The organism is Desulfogranum marinum (genome assembly GCF_963675105.2).
GTDB classification, from domain to species: domain Bacteria; phylum Desulfobacterota; class Desulfobulbia; order Desulfobulbales; family Desulfobulbaceae; genus Desulfogranum; species Desulfogranum marinum.
The window spans coordinates 531852-550648 of record NZ_CAXXRO010000005.1 but is presented as its reverse complement, the minus strand read 5'-3'; the positions used below and the strand labels follow the sequence as shown (position 1 = coordinate 550648).

General features: G+C 46.8%; 16 protein-coding genes. 11 read left to right on the top strand and 5 right to left on the bottom strand.

Annotation, left to right across the window (positions count from 1 at the left end):
- Window positions 1–190: 190 nt before the first annotated feature.
- From nhaD to ACHZCY_RS22920, 3 genes are all read right to left on the bottom strand, one after another.
- Window positions 191–1627, bottom strand: a complete 1437-nt coding sequence (gene nhaD, locus ACHZCY_RS22930; RefSeq protein WP_319550534.1) for a sodium:proton antiporter NhaD — start codon at window positions 1625–1627, stop codon at window positions 191–193.
- A 71-nt stretch (window positions 1628–1698) separates the two neighbouring features.
- Window positions 1699–3192 carry an SLC13 family permease gene (locus tag ACHZCY_RS22925; RefSeq protein WP_319550533.1) on the bottom strand — a complete coding sequence of 498 codons (1494 nt, stop codon included), beginning with the start codon at window positions 3190–3192 and terminating at the stop codon, window positions 1699–1701.
- Between the two features lie 42 nt (window positions 3193–3234).
- Window positions 3235–3759 (bottom strand): CBS domain-containing protein, encoded by a 525-nt coding sequence (locus ACHZCY_RS22920; RefSeq protein ID WP_205220774.1) that lies wholly within the window; start codon window positions 3757–3759, stop codon window positions 3235–3237.
- Between the two features lie 559 nt (window positions 3760–4318).
- Here ACHZCY_RS22920 and ACHZCY_RS22915 point away from each other — a divergent pair.
- The 9 genes from ACHZCY_RS22915 (at window position 4319) to ACHZCY_RS22875 (ending at window position 14983) form a co-directional block, all read left to right on the top strand.
- Window positions 4319–5620 (top strand): response regulator, encoded by a 1302-nt coding sequence (locus ACHZCY_RS22915; RefSeq protein WP_319550532.1) that lies wholly within the window; start codon window positions 4319–4321, stop codon window positions 5618–5620.
- A gap of 12 nt (window positions 5621–5632) precedes the next feature.
- Window positions 5633–6073, top strand: coding sequence for a response regulator (locus ACHZCY_RS22910; RefSeq protein WP_319550531.1), 441 nt, complete (start codon window positions 5633–5635; stop codon window positions 6071–6073).
- 102 nt (window positions 6074–6175) lie between these two features.
- Window positions 6176–7582 (top strand): sigma-54 interaction domain-containing protein, encoded by a 1407-nt coding sequence (locus ACHZCY_RS22905; protein ID WP_319550530.1) that lies wholly within the window; start codon window positions 6176–6178, stop codon window positions 7580–7582.
- A gap of 64 nt (window positions 7583–7646) precedes the next feature.
- Complete coding sequence (locus ACHZCY_RS22900; protein ID WP_205220778.1) at window positions 7647–8012, top strand: NifB/NifX family molybdenum-iron cluster-binding protein; 366 nt, start codon at window positions 7647–7649, stop codon at window positions 8010–8012.
- A gap of 635 nt (window positions 8013–8647) precedes the next feature.
- On the top strand, window positions 8648–10024 hold the full coding sequence (locus ACHZCY_RS22895) for an FAD-binding oxidoreductase (RefSeq protein ID WP_319550529.1): 1377 nt from the start codon (window positions 8648–8650) through the stop codon (window positions 10022–10024).
- Between the two features lie 9 nt (window positions 10025–10033).
- Window positions 10034–11278 (top strand): (Fe-S)-binding protein, encoded by a 1245-nt coding sequence (locus ACHZCY_RS22890; RefSeq protein ID WP_319550528.1) that lies wholly within the window; start codon window positions 10034–10036, stop codon window positions 11276–11278.
- A gap of 573 nt (window positions 11279–11851) precedes the next feature.
- Window positions 11852–12907, top strand: a complete 1056-nt coding sequence (locus ACHZCY_RS22885) for a TRAP transporter substrate-binding protein (RefSeq protein ID WP_394713466.1) — start codon at window positions 11852–11854, stop codon at window positions 12905–12907.
- 134 nt (window positions 12908–13041) lie between these two features.
- Complete coding sequence (locus tag ACHZCY_RS22880; protein WP_319550526.1) at window positions 13042–13602, top strand: TRAP transporter small permease subunit; 561 nt, start codon at window positions 13042–13044, stop codon at window positions 13600–13602.
- Window positions 13592–14983 carry a TRAP transporter large permease gene (locus ACHZCY_RS22875; RefSeq protein WP_205220783.1) on the top strand — a complete coding sequence of 464 codons (1392 nt, stop codon included), beginning with the start codon at window positions 13592–13594 and terminating at the stop codon, window positions 14981–14983. Before ACHZCY_RS22880 ends, ACHZCY_RS22875 begins: the two co-directional genes overlap by 11 nt.
- A gap of 3 nt (window positions 14984–14986) precedes the next feature.
- Here ACHZCY_RS22875 and ACHZCY_RS22870 read toward each other — a convergent pair whose 3' ends face one another.
- Window positions 14987–15262, bottom strand: coding sequence for a hypothetical protein (locus tag ACHZCY_RS22870; protein WP_319550525.1), 276 nt, complete (start codon window positions 15260–15262; stop codon window positions 14987–14989).
- On the bottom strand, window positions 15262–16488 hold the full coding sequence (locus tag ACHZCY_RS22865) for an aminotransferase class I/II-fold pyridoxal phosphate-dependent enzyme (RefSeq protein ID WP_319550524.1): 1227 nt from the start codon (window positions 16486–16488) through the stop codon (window positions 15262–15264). Before ACHZCY_RS22865 ends, ACHZCY_RS22870 begins: the two co-directional genes overlap by 1 nt.
- Window positions 16489–16630: 142 nt before the next feature.
- Here ACHZCY_RS22865 and ACHZCY_RS22860 point away from each other — a divergent pair, with 142 nt between their 5' ends.
- Both ACHZCY_RS22860 and ACHZCY_RS22855 read left to right on the top strand, forming a co-directional pair.
- On the top strand, window positions 16631–17119 hold the full coding sequence (locus tag ACHZCY_RS22860; protein ID WP_205220785.1) for an Lrp/AsnC family transcriptional regulator: 489 nt from the start codon (window positions 16631–16633) through the stop codon (window positions 17117–17119).
- Window positions 17120–17234: 115 nt separating this feature from the next.
- A complete protein-coding gene (locus tag ACHZCY_RS22855) occupies window positions 17235–18410 on the top strand; it encodes an amino acid aminotransferase (protein ID WP_319550523.1) in 1176 nt (391 codons plus the stop codon).
- Window positions 18411–18797: the final 387 nt, after the last annotated feature.

Below are 18797 nucleotides of genomic sequence, written 5' to 3'. Positions count from 1 at the left end.
TCTCTCACCTTTTGGTAACGGCGTTGGATAAACCACTCCCGCTCACCGAGATGTATTCTATTAGGATGCTCATCGGCCTGGATGTGGATTTTTAAAGCACAACAGCTTTTTCTTCAGTTCCACTTGCCCGGAAAAAAGACCAAACCTTTTTTCCGGGCAATGCTGGAAACAACGCCCCGATCTCCCGAAATTAGATCAATTTGCCGTTTACCAGAAAATGGACCCAGATACTCGCCGCATATCCCAAGGCAATTGCCGGTGCCCATTTAAGGTGCCCAAAGAAGGTGTATTTCCCTCGAGCCTGCCCCATCAGGGCAACGCCTGCAGCGGAACCTATGGACAGCATAGAACCGCCGACTCCTGCGGTTAAGGTAACGAGTAGCCACTGGCCGTGAGACATATCAGGCATCATAGTTAATACTGCAAACATTACAGGAATATTATCGACTATGGCTGAAAGAACTCCAACCAGGATATTAGCTGTAGTTGGTCCGAGATCAAGGTACATAAACTGCGAGACAAGTCCCAGGTACCCCATAAAGCCGAGGCCTCCAACGCACAGTATTATACCGTAGAAAAAGAGCAAGGTGTCCCACTCTGCGCGGGCAACTTTGGTAAAAACATCGAACGGCACTATCTGGCCAATACGCTCTTCGGCTTTTTGAGGATCATAGGTCGCAGCATTTTGCTTATGCGTTTTGTTGAGATAGTAGCCGAATATTTTGAGAAGCGATAATCCTGCCATCATACCAACCATAGGTGGCAGGTGCAGGAAATTATGAAAACTCACCGCTGTAGCAATGGTCCAAAGAAAGAGTCCGATAATGATGAGTGCGCCTCGTTTGAGCTCAATTTGCTCGGTGCTCGCTTCCGGCTGAAGGTTGGGGACAGCAAAGTGCATTATCGCTGCAGGAACAAGCCAGTTCACGACGGAAGGGATGAACAGCACCAGAAATTCCTGGAATTGAACTATACCTTTTTGCCAAACCATCAGGGTGGTTATGTCTCCGAAGGGGCTGAAAGCACCTCCTGCATTGGCTGCAACAACTATATTGATACAGGCCAGGAGGATGAATTTATTATTCTCTTTACCGATTGCCATAACAACCGCACACATCAGAAGGGCTGTCGTGAGGTTGTCTGCAATCGGTGAGATAAAAAATGCAAGTAGACCTGTAATCCAGAACAGTTTGCGAAAGCCGAAGCCTGCATTGACGAGCTTTACACGCAGAGTCTCAAATACCAGCCGTTCTTCCATGGCGTTAATAAAGGTCATTGCAACCAGAAGGAACAGGAACAGTTCGGCATATTCAAGTATGTTATGCCTGATGGCGACCTCCGCCACTCCAGTAATACCATTCATAGCGTATATCAGGCCGATCATTCCCCATATGATACCGGCTGCCAACATTACCGGTTTTGATTTTCTCATATGGGTTACTTCTTCCATCATGACAAAAGCATAGGCAACAACAAAAACTACTATCCCGATATAACCAACCCAATGGCTTGTGAGTGATAGTATTTCCTGAGATCCACCTGGAGAGGAGGCCGCTGAAGCCAGCCCCAGAGTGATGAGTAACGTCAACATAAATGCCGACAGGCTGAAAAGGTACTTTTTGTGCATGTTCTACTCCTCTTGGTTACATGTAAAATAAGCCGGCTGGCGCCGGCTTGGTTTAAGCTGATATATTGAATTTACCCGCTAACAGACGGGATGATCGTTTCCATACCCATCATAGGCCAGATAACCGCCACGGCGAGCCAGGTTACAAGCATCAAAAGGATTGACGCTGGAATACCATACATGGCAAACTCACCAGTGGTAAATTGTTTCGAGTTATAAGCAATGGCGTTGGGCGCAGCACCCACCAGAAAAAGAAAAGGCATTCCTGCTACAACCAGTGAAGAAAACAGGATTACTTCGCCTGCCACACCGAGGTAGGGTGCAATAACTAATGCAACCGGCAGGGAAATAGCAATGGCAGCTACGTTCATGATGAAATTGGTCATCATCATTACAAAAAAGGCCATCCCCAAGATAAAAAGCATTGCTGGTGCATCAGTGAACAGCTTCAGCCAATTTACGGCCAGCCACTTGGCTGCACCGGTCTCCCAGAGACAGAAGCCAATTGACATGGCACCGGCAAACAGCAGGATAATGTTCCACGGGATCTCTTCCAGATCATCTATGTCGAGGATATTTAGCATGAAAAATGCCACGGTCGAGCAGAGCATGATCCCGGTTTTGTCAAGAGAGGAGAGTGCAGGGATGAAGTTCTTGAGAGCGATAAGTATAATTGTCGCAAGCACGATGGTTACTGTCAGGATTTCCTTACGACTCCAGGCTCCCAATTCCGCATACATTATTTTTGAACGTTCCTTGAGGCCTTCGATTACAGCTTTTTCCGGCTTGAAAAAAATCATGAAAAAGCCCCACAGCAGAAAAACCATGATCCAGCCTATGGGGAACATATACATCGACAATTCAAAAAAGCTGATATCAACATTCATGATGTCCTTATAAAACCCTAAAGCCACCGCCCCTCTGGCTGCTCCCAGAAGGGTGACGATACTTCCAGCTCCGGCTACATATGCCATCCCAATAAAAAGCCCTTTCCCAAAACGTGTCGGCTCATCGCTGTCTGCATACAGAGCGTGTATTGCCATCAAAAGAGGAAACATGGTTGCTGCGACAGCTGTATGGGCCATAAGATGAGCAAGAGCAGCAGTCATAACAAAACAGCCCAGGTATATCATGCTGGTGCGCTCGCCTACTATGGACAACATTTTGTAGGCAAGTCTCTTGGTGAGGCCGGTTTTGGTAAAGACCATCCCTATGACTATGGAGCCAAAAATGAACAGCACTGAAGGGTCCATAAAGTCTTTAAACGCGACACTTGGTGAGCGAATCAGGAAGAGAGCCTGCAAAGTGCCGATAAAGATACTCGTTACACCAATGGGCACTACCTCAAAGACCCACCAGGTGGCAGCCAAAGCAAATATTGCCAGTGCCCCTTTAGCCTCTCTACTCAGCTCAAAATTGGCACCCAAGGGGTCAATGGCGTCAGGCCATGGAGGCGACCAGTAAATTATTGAAAAAAACAAAATCCCCAAAAACATTAAAAAGAATCGTTTGTAGTCAATCGGACCACTTACTTCCCGTGCTTCCGTTACAGTTATCTCGCTCATATTAATACCCTTTTTACGCTATCATAATATTGTTAATCCAAATCACATGGTGCAGTAGCTGCCAAGTGCCCGGAAGATGTCAGTCACCCTGACCGCACCAAGCAGAATCCCGTTTTCAGTAACGGGTAAGGTTCTTTCCTGGTCCTTTATTATTATCTCAAGAGCATGCAGTATATGCATGGAGGCATCAATGGATCGGTGTGGTTTGTGCATATACTGTCGGACCGCTACTGCTGTTTGCCTTTTGCACTCCACACGAAAATGATCTTCGAGCAGGATCGACAGGTCAGTATGGGATTGTTTTTTACCGACGAAAACCTGCTTCGTGGAATTGCCCAGGATCGAGGGAAAAAAACTTCTCAGTATACTGGCAACATCGAGCATACCGACCAACTGATCATCACTGTCAATTACCAGTAGCTCCTTGTAGTGAAGGTGCCGGTTGTCTGAGGAGCTATGAGCCAGTATAAGGGCCACAGCATTGCCAATAGGCTCGTCCTCTCGAATGCTGGGGTACTCGTCTACTGGGATCATGATTTTTTGGACATTGAGGTTTTTACTATGCATGACTTCTCCGTAGGTTACATTGCTCTTTATAATCTGCTCACCATCAGGCTCAGCGTTCTGTACAAAGTATCAACCTGCATAAAGCAAAACGCATTCCATTCCGATTTTTTTAAACTTTTACGCTTCTATATTAACTATTTAGACTCACCACTAAATCTTTTTCACTTGCAAATATCAGCCCTCCAACAAACAACACTGTTACTTTTTGTTACATTACGTTGCTCAACGGGTTAACTCCTCACAAAATACGTCTAGTCACGCCAGGACGATTACTCTTCTATATACTTAATAATATGAAATTATTGAATCAACGAACAAAACTATTCTTCAAGCTTTAGAGCAAAATGTTACTTAATGTTACTTATCGTTACACATCGCAACATTTCATCCCCCCCTGAACTTACCCATCACTCACAAGAATAGCTTAACAAATTGATATTGCTTGCTTTTACCACACAGGACAGATATGGCACGGTTAGTGCTTTTAAGCTGGAAAGGATGCTGTATCAACCCATTATCAATCAGTTAATATGCTCAAGGAATTTCAAAGAGGTAGGTCATGTCATCAATCGCCATATTCCCATGTCGCCACACTCCTGCTGAAAATATTGCTAGTGAACTAGCCAGCAGGCTTACCCTGAAAATATATACTGACGAGAACCTGATAACAGACACTGCCGCCACATCCGGCGTCAGCCAAGACAAACTAAGAAACGCAATGTTCGGCAAGACTTCAGTGTTTAACAAGTTTACACTAGAAAGAGAGAAACTGATCAATATGTTCAAGCAAACATTGCACCAGAGACTCGACAGTACAGATCAGTATCTATTTGAAGGGTTTCTTACTTCACTCATCCCCTCCAGCATCAATCACGTTCTTAAAGTTTTGATTGTCGCTTCCCAAACGGATCGCATTTTTTACGCCGTTGCTAGTGGAATGAGCGAAAAACAGGCACAAAAATCCAGAAAAGAATTTGATAAATCGGCCTATAGCTGGACAGATTTTCTCTTTAATAAGGAGGCCTATGAAACCTCCCTGTACGACCTGGTCATCCCTGTCGAGCAAAACACTGGAAAAGAATCAGATAAAGCAATCAACGTGCACGACAGTGTAACTCCTGTAGGTCGGAAAACTGAAGTAGAGCTGGTGGAGGCAATTATAAAGTGTTTTCACACAACTTCTGTATTACGCACCTATGCGTCGCAGCAAGCAGTCAGCGACATGCTGACGGAGACAAAAATTGAACACAATCTCCTCGAAAAAGGCCATAAAGTTGATATACTTGTCGTAAAAGGAGATGCAACTCTGACCATTCAGGAAGATGTTTTTAATTTTAGAAAACTTGAAGAGGAGCTTTCTCAACTGGCTCGTCAAGTGGAAGGTGTGGGTAAGGTCACCGTCAAGAAAAGCCCCAGTGCGAAAAATTCTATTTACCGACGGCAAAAGTTCGAACTGCCGTCCAAGGTGCTCTTTGTTGATGATGAAAAAGAATTTGTAAAGACAGTATCCGAGCGACTAATCAGCCGTGATGTTGGAACCTATTGTGTGTTCGACGGTGAGGCTGCACTTGAAGTGGTCAACGAGGACCAACCAGATATTATGGTGCTTGACCTTAAAATGCCCGGTCTTAATGGAGTTGAGGTACTGCGCCGGACAAAAGAGCTTGCTCCGGAGGTTGAAATAATCATTCTCACAGGCCATGGCACCATGGACGACATGCAGCAGTGTATGGAGCTAGGTGCATTTGCCTACATAAATAAACCTGTAGACATCGAAGAGCTGTCTGCCACAATAAAGGCTGCCGGTGAAAAAGCCGCTGCGGCTGTCGGCAAAAACGGTACCCCAAAAAATAGGCTATAAAAGGAGATGAAAGTGGATAAAAAATTTCACGCGAAAGTACTTCTGGTGGATGACGAGGAGGATTTTACCGATGCCCTCTCCAAGCGGCTTGAGGCTCGCAATCTTAAGGTAATGACCGTCAACTGTGGCGAGGACGCAATCCATATGGCTAATGAGCACTCCTTTGACGCCATAATATTGGACCTTGCCATGCCAGGTATGGACGGTCTGGAGACATTACAGCAAATTAAAGCTAAGCACCCTGATGCAGAGATTATCATACTTACCGGCCATGCCTCCGTTGAAAACAGTGTCAAGGCTATGAAAATAGGGGCAGAGGACCTGCTGGAAAAACCGGTCGATATAGCTGACCTGCTGAACAAGATTGAAACAGCCCATAATAAACGGGTTGTTATCCTACAAGAAAAATCCAAGGAGGAAATTGAAAAAATTCTTAAAAGTAAGGGTTGGTAAAGTAATCGATCCGCCGGTTGCAGGAGCTTGTTCCATGAACAGCATATGGACAAGTAAAACCGGACTTTTTTTGACGAACCGGCAGTAAATGCAAGAGGTACAATGTTTACTCCAGACATAAAATCCCTGCTTGAAGGAGTACCATCTCCAGCCATGGTTCTTGACGATATGCTCAGAATCGTTGACATGAACCGACTCATGGAGGCAATGAGTGGCCACGTTATAGATGAGGTGCGGGGCATTCATGGTGAGCTGGTGTTGCGCAGCAATGTGGGCAACAATAGGGATCGCCTTTTCAAAGCAGTGCTGGAAACGGGGGAACCGGTAGCTTCGGAAGGGGATATTCTCAACTGCTATCGACGCAAGATCCCTGTGCATTGTTATATTTCGCCTCTTGCAAACAGAAAAAATAACAGGAGAGGTTTGTTTGTTGTCACAGAATTGGTCCAGCTTGATGAGGTTAAAAAAGACCCGACCAACAAAATTTTTTCCTTGAATGAAATAATTGGTTACAGCCCCAAGATGCAGCAGGTTTTCGATAAAATACCACTTATCTCACAAACCGATGCATCTGCGCTAATTACGGGTGAGACTGGTACAGGTAAAGATAAAATTGCAGAAATAATCCACAACCATTCACCCAGATCCAGATTTCCCTTCATTAAAATTAACTGTGGCGCCCTTCCTCTAGGCCTTCTCGAGTCTGAGCTATTTGGTCATACAAAAGGGGCTTTTACCGGAGCAACACGCAACAAGGCGGGGATGTTTAAACTGGCTGACCGGGGCACGCTCTTTTTGACAGAGATCGGTGACATGCCTCTACCGTTACAGGTAAAACTACTTTCCGTGCTGGACGATAGACAATTTTTCCCTATTGGCGGAGAGCAGAGTATCAGTGTAGACGTACGAATTATCGCAGCAACCCATCGCTCACTTCAGGAGCAGGTGAAAAAGAAAAAATTTAGAGAGGACCTCTTTTATCGCTTGAATGTGCTCTACGTACACCTGCCGCCCCTGCGCGAAAGAGAGGTCGACATCCGTTACCTTGCTGACCATTTCCTGGAAAAATTTACAGCTGCCCTGAGGAGTAATATAGTTGGCTTTACTTCTGAGGCCATGGATTCGCTACTCAGTTACAGCTACCCAGGGAATGTCAGGGAGATGAGTAATATTGTTGAGTATGCCGTAAACATGTGCAAAGAGAAGAAAGTTGGCCTGGAACATCTGCCGGGTTATATCTTTGAACCAATCCCGGAGGCTCCCGCTGAATCTCACATCAGTGACGATGAGAATTTTTACGAGCAACCACAGCAGGATACAACGGCGCAACCCAGCCCTTCAATGGTTTTGTCTGAACAAAAACAGGAGAGCTGGAACGATATTGAGCGCCAGATGATCATTGATACCCTAAAAGAGCATGGTGGCAGCAGAAAGAAGGTAGCATCCCATCTCCGATGGACTCGGATGAAGCTGTGGCGAAAGATGAAAAAATACGGCCTACTGGCCTGAATTCGAGAGCTACATGACGACTCTATCAATTTACCATTGATTAATATGAACCGAGGTTTCTAATGTGCATAAATTAATGATTCCCATTCAAGGCGATTTTGTCGCACCCAGGTTCGATCTGGCAACCGAGGTTCTCATTGCCAGATATGAAGATGGTTCACTGCTCGGAGAACCTAAGACTATAATCATGGAACGCCCATCGGATGAAGAGCTATGCCATATGATTATTGAAGAACACATTACGGCTATGGTTTGCAATGGCATTGAAGAGTTACATTACAACTTTCTGGTCTGGAAAAAAATAAATGTGCTCGATGGCATTATCGGCGACTGGCAGACCGTCCTTGAAAAAACACTTAATGGTACACTGCAGCAAGGTGCGGTGTTTTACCCAGACAAGAAAGAAACATCCTCTTATAAAACCCAATAAGCGCGAAACTGTATTTCCCAAGCTGAGCCCCAATGCCTTTAAAGTTTTTTTTTGATCTCCGGCTGAAAAAGAGAAGTTACAAACAACCAGGGCAACTCGCCTCCACTCAGGATCTGTCGCCGGGATGTATTGAATAGTATTACATTACCATTTCCCTTCTTACTCATACTCAAATTCAGTTCAAACAATGGGACCCTTTCCATCCGTTGATCGTGTATATGCAGCATGCCCCGATGTTCAATGGCATGTGTTTGTAACACACTAAATATAAATAAGACTTTTTTCTCTTTATGGAGAAGTCAGCTTCTAACTCGAATTTCTCATGAACACTTTGTCATTTTTGAAAAAATATTTTAGTAACTGTTCAGTGGAGAACTAAAAGCTGACAATTTCCCCCGACCTGCAACTGCTCAGCAGTGCTCAAAATGTTCACAAGCTGACCGATTAGCAGGTAAGCCCCGAACTCGATACATCGGCATGCTGGGAGGGCAGATCGTGGAGAGAGGTAAGCGCAGACTCCGTGGGGTGCTGCTGAACAGTTACCTATTTTTTTCAAAACGATACAGTGAAAATCAATGCGATTTAAAGAGAGCAGAATGTTCATGAGAAATTCGGGTTAGGATGAAAAAGAGTGTATGATGCTGTCCTCACAAATAAAAGCAGCCTTAATTGAAATCGTTGGCGCAGATCGTTTTAAAGATGATCCGGTCGCCATATCTGCCCACTCATACGACGCATATATTGAAGAAGCCAGTGCATGGGCCGTTGTTTTTCCAAAAACAACCGAAGAAGTTTCAGCAATCATGCAAGTGGCAAGTGAAGAGAAAGTTCCGGTCACGGCCCGAGGGGCCGGTACGAACCTCAGCGGCGGTTCCATTCCGGCTGAAAAGGGGATAGTGCTCTGCCTGACACAGATGAACCGGATTGTAAATATCGCACCTGAAGACCGTTATGTCGTGGTGCAGCCGGGGGTTATAAACGGGGACCTGCAAAAAGCGCTTTCGAGCCATGGGTATTTTTTCCCTCCGGATCCAAGCAGCTTCATGATCTCAACCATCGGCGGGAACATCGCGGAAAATGCAGGGGGACCCAGGTGTCTGAAGTACGGGGTAACTGTCGATTATATCCTGGGGCTTGAGGTGGTTCTGGCATCCGGTAAAGTGATCCGGATGGGTAGCCCTAATGTCAAGGATGTCACAGGATACCGGCCTGCCGGGCTTTTTTGCGGTTCCGAAGGAACCCTTGGCATTGTTACCGAGGCTACCTTGAAAATCGTGCCCGCACCCAAAGCGGTCAGAACCGCCATGGTGGTTTACAATAACTTGAATGACACGGCAAAAACCGTTTCCCAGGTGATCCGTCAGGGAATTTTGCCGGCAGCCATGGAGTTGATGGATAATGAGGTGATCAATCTCATTGAAAATCACATGAACATAGGTCTGCCGCGGGATGCAGAAGGCATCTTACTGGTGGATGTGGACGGGCCCGAAGAACAGGTTGAAAAAGAAATTCATGAAATCGGTCACATTGCCAAAAACAATGGCGCAGGCAACATCGTGATTGCACACAGCAAAGAACAGGCCGATGAACTCTGGAAGGGAAGACGTACGGTATACGGGCTTTTAAGCCGGTTATCCCCGACCACGATTGTTGAAGATGCCACGGTTCCGGTCAGCAAAGTCCCTGCCATGATCCGGGGGTGCAGAAAAATTGCAGAAGAGTTTGATTTGAAGATCAGTATTGTCGGCCACGCCGGTGATGGGAATCTGCATCCTACGATTTCCACCGACATCAACAACAAGGAAGAATGGCAGCGGGTGGAAAAGGCAATTGAAAAAATTTTTGAACTGGCCCTGGAAATGGGAGGGTGCCTTTCCGGAGAACATGGGATCGGGCTTGCCAAAAAATCATTCCTTCCAATGTCCATGAATCTGGATACGATTGAGTTCCTGCGCACGGTCAAAAGATCCGTTGACCCGGACAATATATTAAATCCTGGCAAGTTTGTATAAAAGGGGTAAATGAATCTTCATCAATGCGACAGGTCAGAGGCCCAGGAGTGTGCAAGATGCGGCATTTGCCTTGAAAAATGTCCGGTGTACCAGACGACCTTGGATGAAACCGTGAGTCCACGATCCAAGGTGCAGCTCAGCCGTTTTGTGACGGAAGACAAACTGAGCTTGTCTGATCCGCTCAATGAGGTGTTCTCAAAATGCCTGATGTGCGGCACCTGCACTGCAGGTTGCCCGAGTTCCCTTGCGCATGACCTTCTCTTTATGAAACTTCGAAGTGCTTTGTCCTCAGAGCTTGGAACCACCTGGCCGCTACGCATCATTTATCATCTGCTCAGCGATCAAAAAAAACTTAAATTTGCCGCCGGTGTCGCAAGATTTGGCCGCAACAAAGTGCTGAAGGGACTGTTTCGTGATGTGGATATTGGCGATTACAATCTTAAGCAGGTGCCAAAACTCAATGCTCGTCCTTTCCTGGATCAGATGCCCGAGACCAATACACATGTGGGGGATTACCAGGGAACAGTTCTGTATTTCACAGGTTGTGCCACCAATCATATATTCGAAGATACCGGCAAGAGCATTGTCCGGGTATTGACAATAATGGGGTATGATGTGGTGATCCCCAAAGGCCAGGTCTGCTGTGCTTTGCCGATATTTATCCATGGCGAGACCGACAAAGCCGCCTCCAATATCGAAAAAAATATCAAGCTGTTCAATCAGGACGATGCGCTGGCTGTTTTAACGGATTGTGCCACCTGTGGTTCCGCACTGCGACATGGGTATGGGGCTCTGCTCAAATCTTTAGGGCGCCCTGCAGAAGAGGCGGTGTCCTTATCCAAAAAAGTATTTGATGCCTCCGAATTTATTGCCGACCATTTTGAGTTGCTAGCGCCTCATTTGAATGCGAATGCAACAGTTCAACCTGTCACCTACCACAATCCATGCCACTTGAGAAACGCTCAGGGGGTTCAAAACAAGGTTGAAAAGCTGATTGCAAAACTGCCGAGCATTGATTTCCGCCCGTCCGTAGATGCGGATTCCTGTTGCGGTGGTGGCGGGTCCTTTGCCTATGAACACCCTGATATTGCCGGAAAGATTGCCGCCAAAAAGATACAACATGCAAAAGAAACCGGTGCCCGGCTTTGGGCCACGGGATGTCCCGGATGTCATTTGCATCTCAGGCTGCATCTGAAACCGGACGATCCTTTGAAAATGGTTCATCCCATACAGCTGGTAGATGAGAATTTGTAACTGCTCACAGGAACCCACGGAGTCTCTCTTCGGTCGCTTACCTGCTGCCAATCGTGCTAGTTCAAATCTGGGCCACCTGTGACCAGTTACCTGCCTGTAGCATGAAAAACCAAGGAGCTGCAAACCCTGTGATCAGTTACGAGAATTTAACCGCATGAGTTGACACGGGTACAAAATACGGATAATAACCCATTTCAGTTTAGTAATATTTCTGTAACTGTTAACAGGCACTCCACGGAGTCTTCCGCTGGTCGCTTACCTCTTCAGTCAAGCTTGATTCCCCGCATGGGCCAACGATAACGAAGAATCACGCCTGGCCAAATCTGTGGGACATGAAAACAGTTACGGTTTGGAGGATATCAATTACGCCCAGTTAAACTCCCGTGAGTAATTACATATTTTGATTGTAGTGCCGGCCAAATTAAGAGATGCCGCTATGCAGCCGCATGAAATAAGAATGGCATCAAATTTAACAAACAACACTGGTGAAAGGAGCTAAGGAGGATGAATCAGGTGAAATTCAAAAGGGTAACACCAAAAACGTTCAGCAGGCTTATGGACACGGGGCTGATCATGGCCCTGGCATTTGCCTTCTTAATGGGCGGGGCCGGTCCGGCTCTGGCTAAAAAAGTCTTGCTTAAGGTGCCCTGTTCGGTGCCTTTCAGCGTGCCGGTGCTGGGTGATGACATCATCGGCTTTATCGCCGACCGGATCAACAGCACCAGCCAGGGCACCATTAAAATGCGCCTGTATGAACCCGGCAAACTGGTTCCCCCGCTGGAAGTACTGGACACAGTGAGCAGCGGTAAAACCAACGCCGGTTACACAGCCGCGTTCTATTATGCGGGCAAAAATCCAGCAAGTGTACTGTTCAGCTCCTTTCCCTTTGGCCCGGAACCCGCTGAATACATTGCCTGGTACTACTATGGAAATGGTCTGAAGTTGTATCAGGAGATGTATGACCACTACGGTTACAATGTTAAAGTGCTGCCTGCCGGAATCATCAGCGCGGAGACCTCGGGCTGGTTCACCAAACCTATTAACTCTCCTGAGGACCTTAAAGGCATCAAAATGCGCATCGCTGGCATTGGCGGCAAAGTCGTGACAAAATTAGGGGTGGCCGTCACCATGCTGCCTGCAGGTGAGATCTTCCAGGCCCTGGAAAAAGGGTTGATTGATGCCACGGAATTTTCCCAGCCGGTGTGCGATGTTCCTTTGGGCTTCCACAAGGTTGCTAAATACAACTATTTTCCCGGATGGCACCAGCCCTCCACCGTGCAGGAACTGCTGATCAACAAGGACGTATGGAATCAGCTGGATGACCAGCAAAAGACATTGATTGAAACTACCTGCATGGCCGCGACCCTGTACTCATTGGCCCTGAGCGACGGCATGCAGGGCAAAGTGCTTCGCGAAAATAGCGAAAAGCACGGCGTCAAAACAATGTATTGGTCTGACGAAATGCTGACTGCGTTTGAAAACGCATGGCTGGAAGTGGCTGCCGAGGAAGCCGCCAAAGACGAGATGTTCAATAAGGTATGGAAGGATATTCAGCAATTCCGCGCTGACTATAAACAGTGGGCCTCAGTGGGCTTTTTGCCCCGCCCAGAACCCCCCACCGCCAAGTAACTACTAATCGGGTACGCTAAGCGATCAGGAGGCTGCCTCGGAATACCCTTTTAAAATTGCTATTCCGGGACAACCTCCTTGACCCCTGTCTGCCTGATCGCCCTTAACCCTGCCTTGATGAAAGGACGTTTCCCATGAACAACCCCACAGCCCCGCAGAGGCCCCACAGCCTTTTTATATTTGTCAGGGGGATAGAAAAGCTGGTTGTCTGCATTGGTAAGACTGTGGCCTGGCTCAACCTGCTGCTGATTGGTGTTATTCTGGTTCAGGTAAGCATGCGTTACATTTTCAATTATAACTCGGTCGCCCTGGAAGAGCTCCAGTGGCACCTGTACGGTGTGGGCATCATGATGGGCTTGTCCTATGCTCTGACCACCAACAGCCACGTCCGTCTGGACCTTTTCCACGCCAGGTTCAGCCGTACCACCAAGGCATGGATCGACATGGTGGGTCTACTCATCCTGGTGCTGCCCTGGTGCTATGTGGTGATCAGCCATGGGATGGACTTTGTAGCCGCTGCATGGCGGGTGAGTGAACGCTCCAACTCCCCTGGTGGTCTGTGCTGTTACTGGATCATCAAATCTGTGTTACCCATCAGCTTTGGTCTGTTTTTTTTGGCAGCCCTGGCCCGCATTGCACGGGCTGTACTGTATTTAACCGGCAGCATAGAAAGGAATCAGCAGCATGGAGCCTAACGATATTCTGGTCATCGCCATGATGCTGACCTTCATAGGTCTACTGTTCACCGGGTTTCCCATTGCCCTGATTCTGGGGGGAGTGGCCATGCTGTTTACCCTGGTTGGCTATCTTTCCGATATGTATCTGGACACCATGACCGGTCTGGATTTTATGGCTATCGGGATGGTGGTCAACCGCATGTTTGCCACCATGAGCAACTGGATCATGGTGGCGCTGCCCATGTTTATTTTCATGGGCCTTATGCTGGATCGTTCCGGCATTGCCGAAAAAATGATGCACAGCATACAAGCGCTTTTCGGCAAGGTGCGCGGGGGGCTTGCGGTTACCGTCACCCTGATCGGCATTATCCTGGCGGCAAGCACCGGTATCATAGGTGCATCAGTGGTACTTTTGGGGCTCTTGAGCCTGCCGGTCATGCTCAAGCAGGGGTACTCCAAGACACTGTCCATCGGCACGATTTGCGGCGCAGGTACGCTGGGCATCCTGATTCCCCCCAGTATCATGCTGGTCATGATGGCCGACCGTCTGGGCCTGTCTGTGGGCGACCTGTTTATGGGCGCACTGTTTCCTGGCCTGCTTTTGGGCACTCTTTATATTGTTTATATTTTAGTCCTGGCACTGATTAAACCAGGTGAGGCCCCCCTGCCGGAAGCCCAGGCCGACACCAGGATGGATGTCTGGCTTGTACTCAAGGTGCTGTGGACCTGTATTCCACCTGTCATACTTATTTTCACGGTGTTGGGCAGCATTTTTTTCGGGGTTGCCACCCCAACGGAAGCCAGCGGCATTGGTGCCGTGGGCGCGTTGGTGCTGACCGTGGTCAACAGGCGAATGAGCCTGACCGTTCTTAAAGAAGTGGTGTATCAAACCTTCAGCACCACGGCCTATATTTTTGCGATCGTACTCGGAGCCACCTGTTTCGCTCTGGTCCTCAGGGAACTGGGCGGAGACGCGTTCGTTGAAAATGCCTTAACCAGTCTGCCGTTGGGCCCTTATGGTTTGGTGGCTGTTATCCTGGGTGTGGTCTTTCTGCTGGGATTTTTCCTGGACTGGATTGAGATCACCTTGATCATCCTACCGCTCCTAGCGCCCATCGTGCCCAACTTAGGGTTGGACATCGGCCACTGGCCCCATCTGGATAATCCCACCCTGATCTGGTTTGCCATCCTGGTGGCAGTAACCCTGCAGACTTCGTTTCTCACGCCTCCGGTGGGATTCGCACTTTTCTATCTTCGCGGGGTGTGCCCCCCTGAGATAGAACTGCGCGATCTTTACAAAGGGGTGATTCCCTTTATCATACTGCAGGTCATCGGCCTTTTGCTGGTGGTTTTCTGGCCCGAGCTGGTGTTGTGGCTGCCTTCTGTGGCGTATCAGTAAAAATCAGATCATAACAAACAAAATACTTCCTAAAACAGTCATATACGATATTAACGCTTTAAACACTAACCCCGCCGATTTAGAACGAATCTGCCTGCCTTTTTTTGCGTAGTATTTATAATCAATCGTTCCATATTCATTTCTTTTAATTGGCATATCGTCACGACAGTCTTGGGAATGAGTGACGATTTTAGAGACTTTTGCGCCAACAAAAACAAAATCCTGATGCGTTTTCAGAGTACCTATCCAAAAGTTTCTGGCAATGTCGGTAGATTTCATCACTCAACTCCAGTTAAAACTTTTTGAACCCCTCTTTTCATTTGCACCATCCGAGTTTCCAGGTCGCCGGTGTATCCCAAAGCAATCCTGAGCAGCCCTGGTGATAAGCCCATCTTCTGCTGGTCTTCAGTCTTGATCTCGGAAGATGTGGAGGAGCCGGAGCAGCTGATCAGCGTATCGAAATACCCAAGGGAAACGGCAATCATGCCAAAAGATTCTTCGTTCTGCAGTACATCCATCAATTCTTCCGCTTTTTCCCGTGTTCCACAGTCAATGGTCAGAATGCCACCTAAGCCATATCCGTCATTGCCTAAATCCTGAGCTTTTTCATGTTGGGGATGCTCCGGTAAGCCGGGATAGCAAACCTTGACGTCCATCTGTTTCAGCATTTGCGCCATTGCTTGCCCTCTTCTACTGTGCTCCCGCATACGGATGGGAAGATGTGGGATCCGCTGCAGGATATCAAAAGCTACCCGAGGATCCATAGTCGGTCCCAGCAGCATGATTCGGCCGGTATGCAGATCCATTAAATCCTGGATAAAGGACTTATCTGCGCAGACCGCGCCTGCGATTAGGTCACTGGCCCCGTTGATGTACTTTGTCAACGAATACACCACCACATCGGCACCGAGGATCTTGGGCGTAAAAATCAGCGGTGAAAAGGTATTGTCTACCACCAACTTGATATCCCTTTGGTGTGCTGTTTCTGCAAGCGCAGGGATATCAGCAATTTTAAGGGTGGGGTTACCCATGGTTTCCGTGTAAATCACTTTTGTTTGTTGCGTCATTGCAGCTTTAACCGCTTCAAGATCCGTGATATCAACAAAAGTTGTCCTGATATTCATCTGGGGTAAAAGGGATTCAAAGAGAGCATGGGTCCCTCCATATATACTTTCACTGGCCACAATATGGTCGCCGCTGTTACATATTTGCAGGATAGTACAGGATATGGCTGACATGCCGCTGGCTGTGCAGATTGCGGCTTCAGTACCTTCCATGGCGGCAAGATAACGGGACAGAACATCTACAGTAGGATTGAAATGGCGACTGTACAAGAAACACCCACCTTGTTCAGGGCCTCTGAGACCAGCAAAAATTTCCGGCATGGTTTTGGGGTGCATGACCGTAAATGTAGAAGACCTTGAAATGGATGGGGCAACACCGCCGTGTTCTCCGAATTCTCTACGCGCTTTTAATAGTGCATGCTCAGGGTTGTAAGCTTCCATAGTTAACCTCTGGTGACTCATTAAAATGAAGGATTTAATGAAAACTTTACCATCTAATCATTGGAATATCCTTGCTTTTCCTTCTTAATATAAGGCAATATTCGAAAGATTATTTCATTTTTAACCGCACAGAGGAAATAAATTGCCAAAACATAAAATTGATGAAACAGATTGCGCCATACTCAACCTGCTCCAAGAAGATGGTCGAGCACCCAACGTAAAACTGGCAGAGACACTCAATTTGAGCGAAACACCCTGTTGGCGTAGACTTAAACGCCTCGAAGAAGAGGGGTACATTCAGGCCTATCAGGCTAACCTGAATCGTAAGCTTTTAGGCTTTGGGGTATTGGCTTTTGTGGAAATCAGTTTTTCCACACATATGGAGCAAACTTTGGTTAAATTTGAACAGGCTGTTCAGGAAATCCCAGAAGTCTTGTTTTGCCACAATATCTCAGGAGAGTCGGATTACCTGTTGCAGGTCGTGACGGAAAACTTGGAGTCTTATGAAAAATTATCACGAAATGTTATCCGACGGCTTCCAGGAGTAACGTCGGTAAAAACAAGTTTTGCTTTAAAAGAAATAAAAGCGTCGACAAAGTTGCCGGTATCTACTAGTCGGAATTTCTCATGAGCATTTTGCCTTTTTATTAAAAGACCAATTAGTTCAAATTTATACTATTTCAATCAATCAGATAGAAAATGAACAAAATGCTCATTTTTTTATAATATCAAGTGGAGATCAACTCATGTTACATAACTTATCTACTATGGCTGGAGACCCTCTATGGGAGCTGATTAGCCTGTTTAACCAAGACAATCGAAAAGAAAAAGTTAACCTGATTGTCGGCGTTTATCGGGATGAAACAGGAGTAACTCCCGTTATGCAGGTTGTGAAGGACGCTGAGCACGAATTAGCAAAACAAGCGAAATCAAAGTGTTACGGCGAGTTATCCGGCAATCTGAAGTTTAATGACCAGATAGCCAGTTTCCTATTGGGTGACAGTGAGAATCTTAACAGGCAGTGCACCATTCAAACCGTGGGTGGTACTGGTGCTTTACGATTGCTCGCAGAGTTCGTTGCTCACCTTTCCCCAAATTCTATTATCTGGAACACAGATCCCGGCTACATCAATCACAAGCCAATAATGGAGAGTGTTGGTCTTACAGTAAAGCCATTTAGATGGCAGCAGCAAGCAGGAGAACTGGATATTCAAACTTGTCTCACCGACTTGGAAGATGCACATGAGGGGGATATCGTATTGCTCCATGGATGTTGCCATAATCCAACCGGAATTGACCCAACCCCTGAGCAATGGCAACAGTTTGCTGACGTTTTTAAAGCAAAGGGCATTGTTCCCCTTGTCGATATTGCCTATCAGGGATTTGCTGAAGCTCCTGACAAGGATGCAGCAGGATTAAGGTTGTTTGTTGACCAACTGGACCTGGTCCTTGTTGCAGCCAGTTGCTCAAAGAATATGGGGCTTTACTGTGAACGAACCGGGGCTGCAATGATAGTAACACCTGACTCCAATAAGTTGCAGAGCATCCGTACCCTTCTGGAGTCTATTACTCGTGCAAACTACTCGATGCCGCCGGAACACGGCGCTGCTGTTGCCAACTTGTTATTCGACAACCCCGTTCCATGGCTGAATGAATTATCGGTTTATCGAAACCGTATTAAGCAAACTCGTCAGAAGTTGGGGGCTATTCTGGCCGATCTCAACGCTGCACCCGAACTACAGCTCATTTCGCAACAAAACGGTATGTTTTCCATGCTCCCTCTCACCAAAGAACAGATGGCTGTGTTGCGAGAGAAGTATGCTATTTATGGAGTGACCAATGGTCGTATCAATATTGCAGGGCTAAAACAATCACAAATTGAGCCTCTTGCTGAAGCTCTCGTTGGTGTAATGAACCAATAAAACAGTACGAATAGTCATAACCGAAATTTGTGATACAGGGGCATAAATGCATAATATTTTTTGCTCACTTTTTCTAGCCCCGATTTTTCATCAATAAAATTTTTCGCAGGGCAAGGCACAAACCGCGCAACAGGTAAGCGAAGACTCCGGTAATAAACTACCGCAAGCGGTTAGTAGCATAGATCCTGCGGAAAAATCTATTGGCCCGAAAGGGAAACCTTTTGATTGAAAACGAAAAATAGACGGTTAATTAAAACACTCTTCTTTAAGCAATAATATCAATTATTTGAGTGTAAAATCAAAACGTTCATAAGGAATTCGAGCTGGTGAAGTGTCGGATACAGTAAAAAATATTTGATATTGCCAGCTATCGCTTGCATCATACTT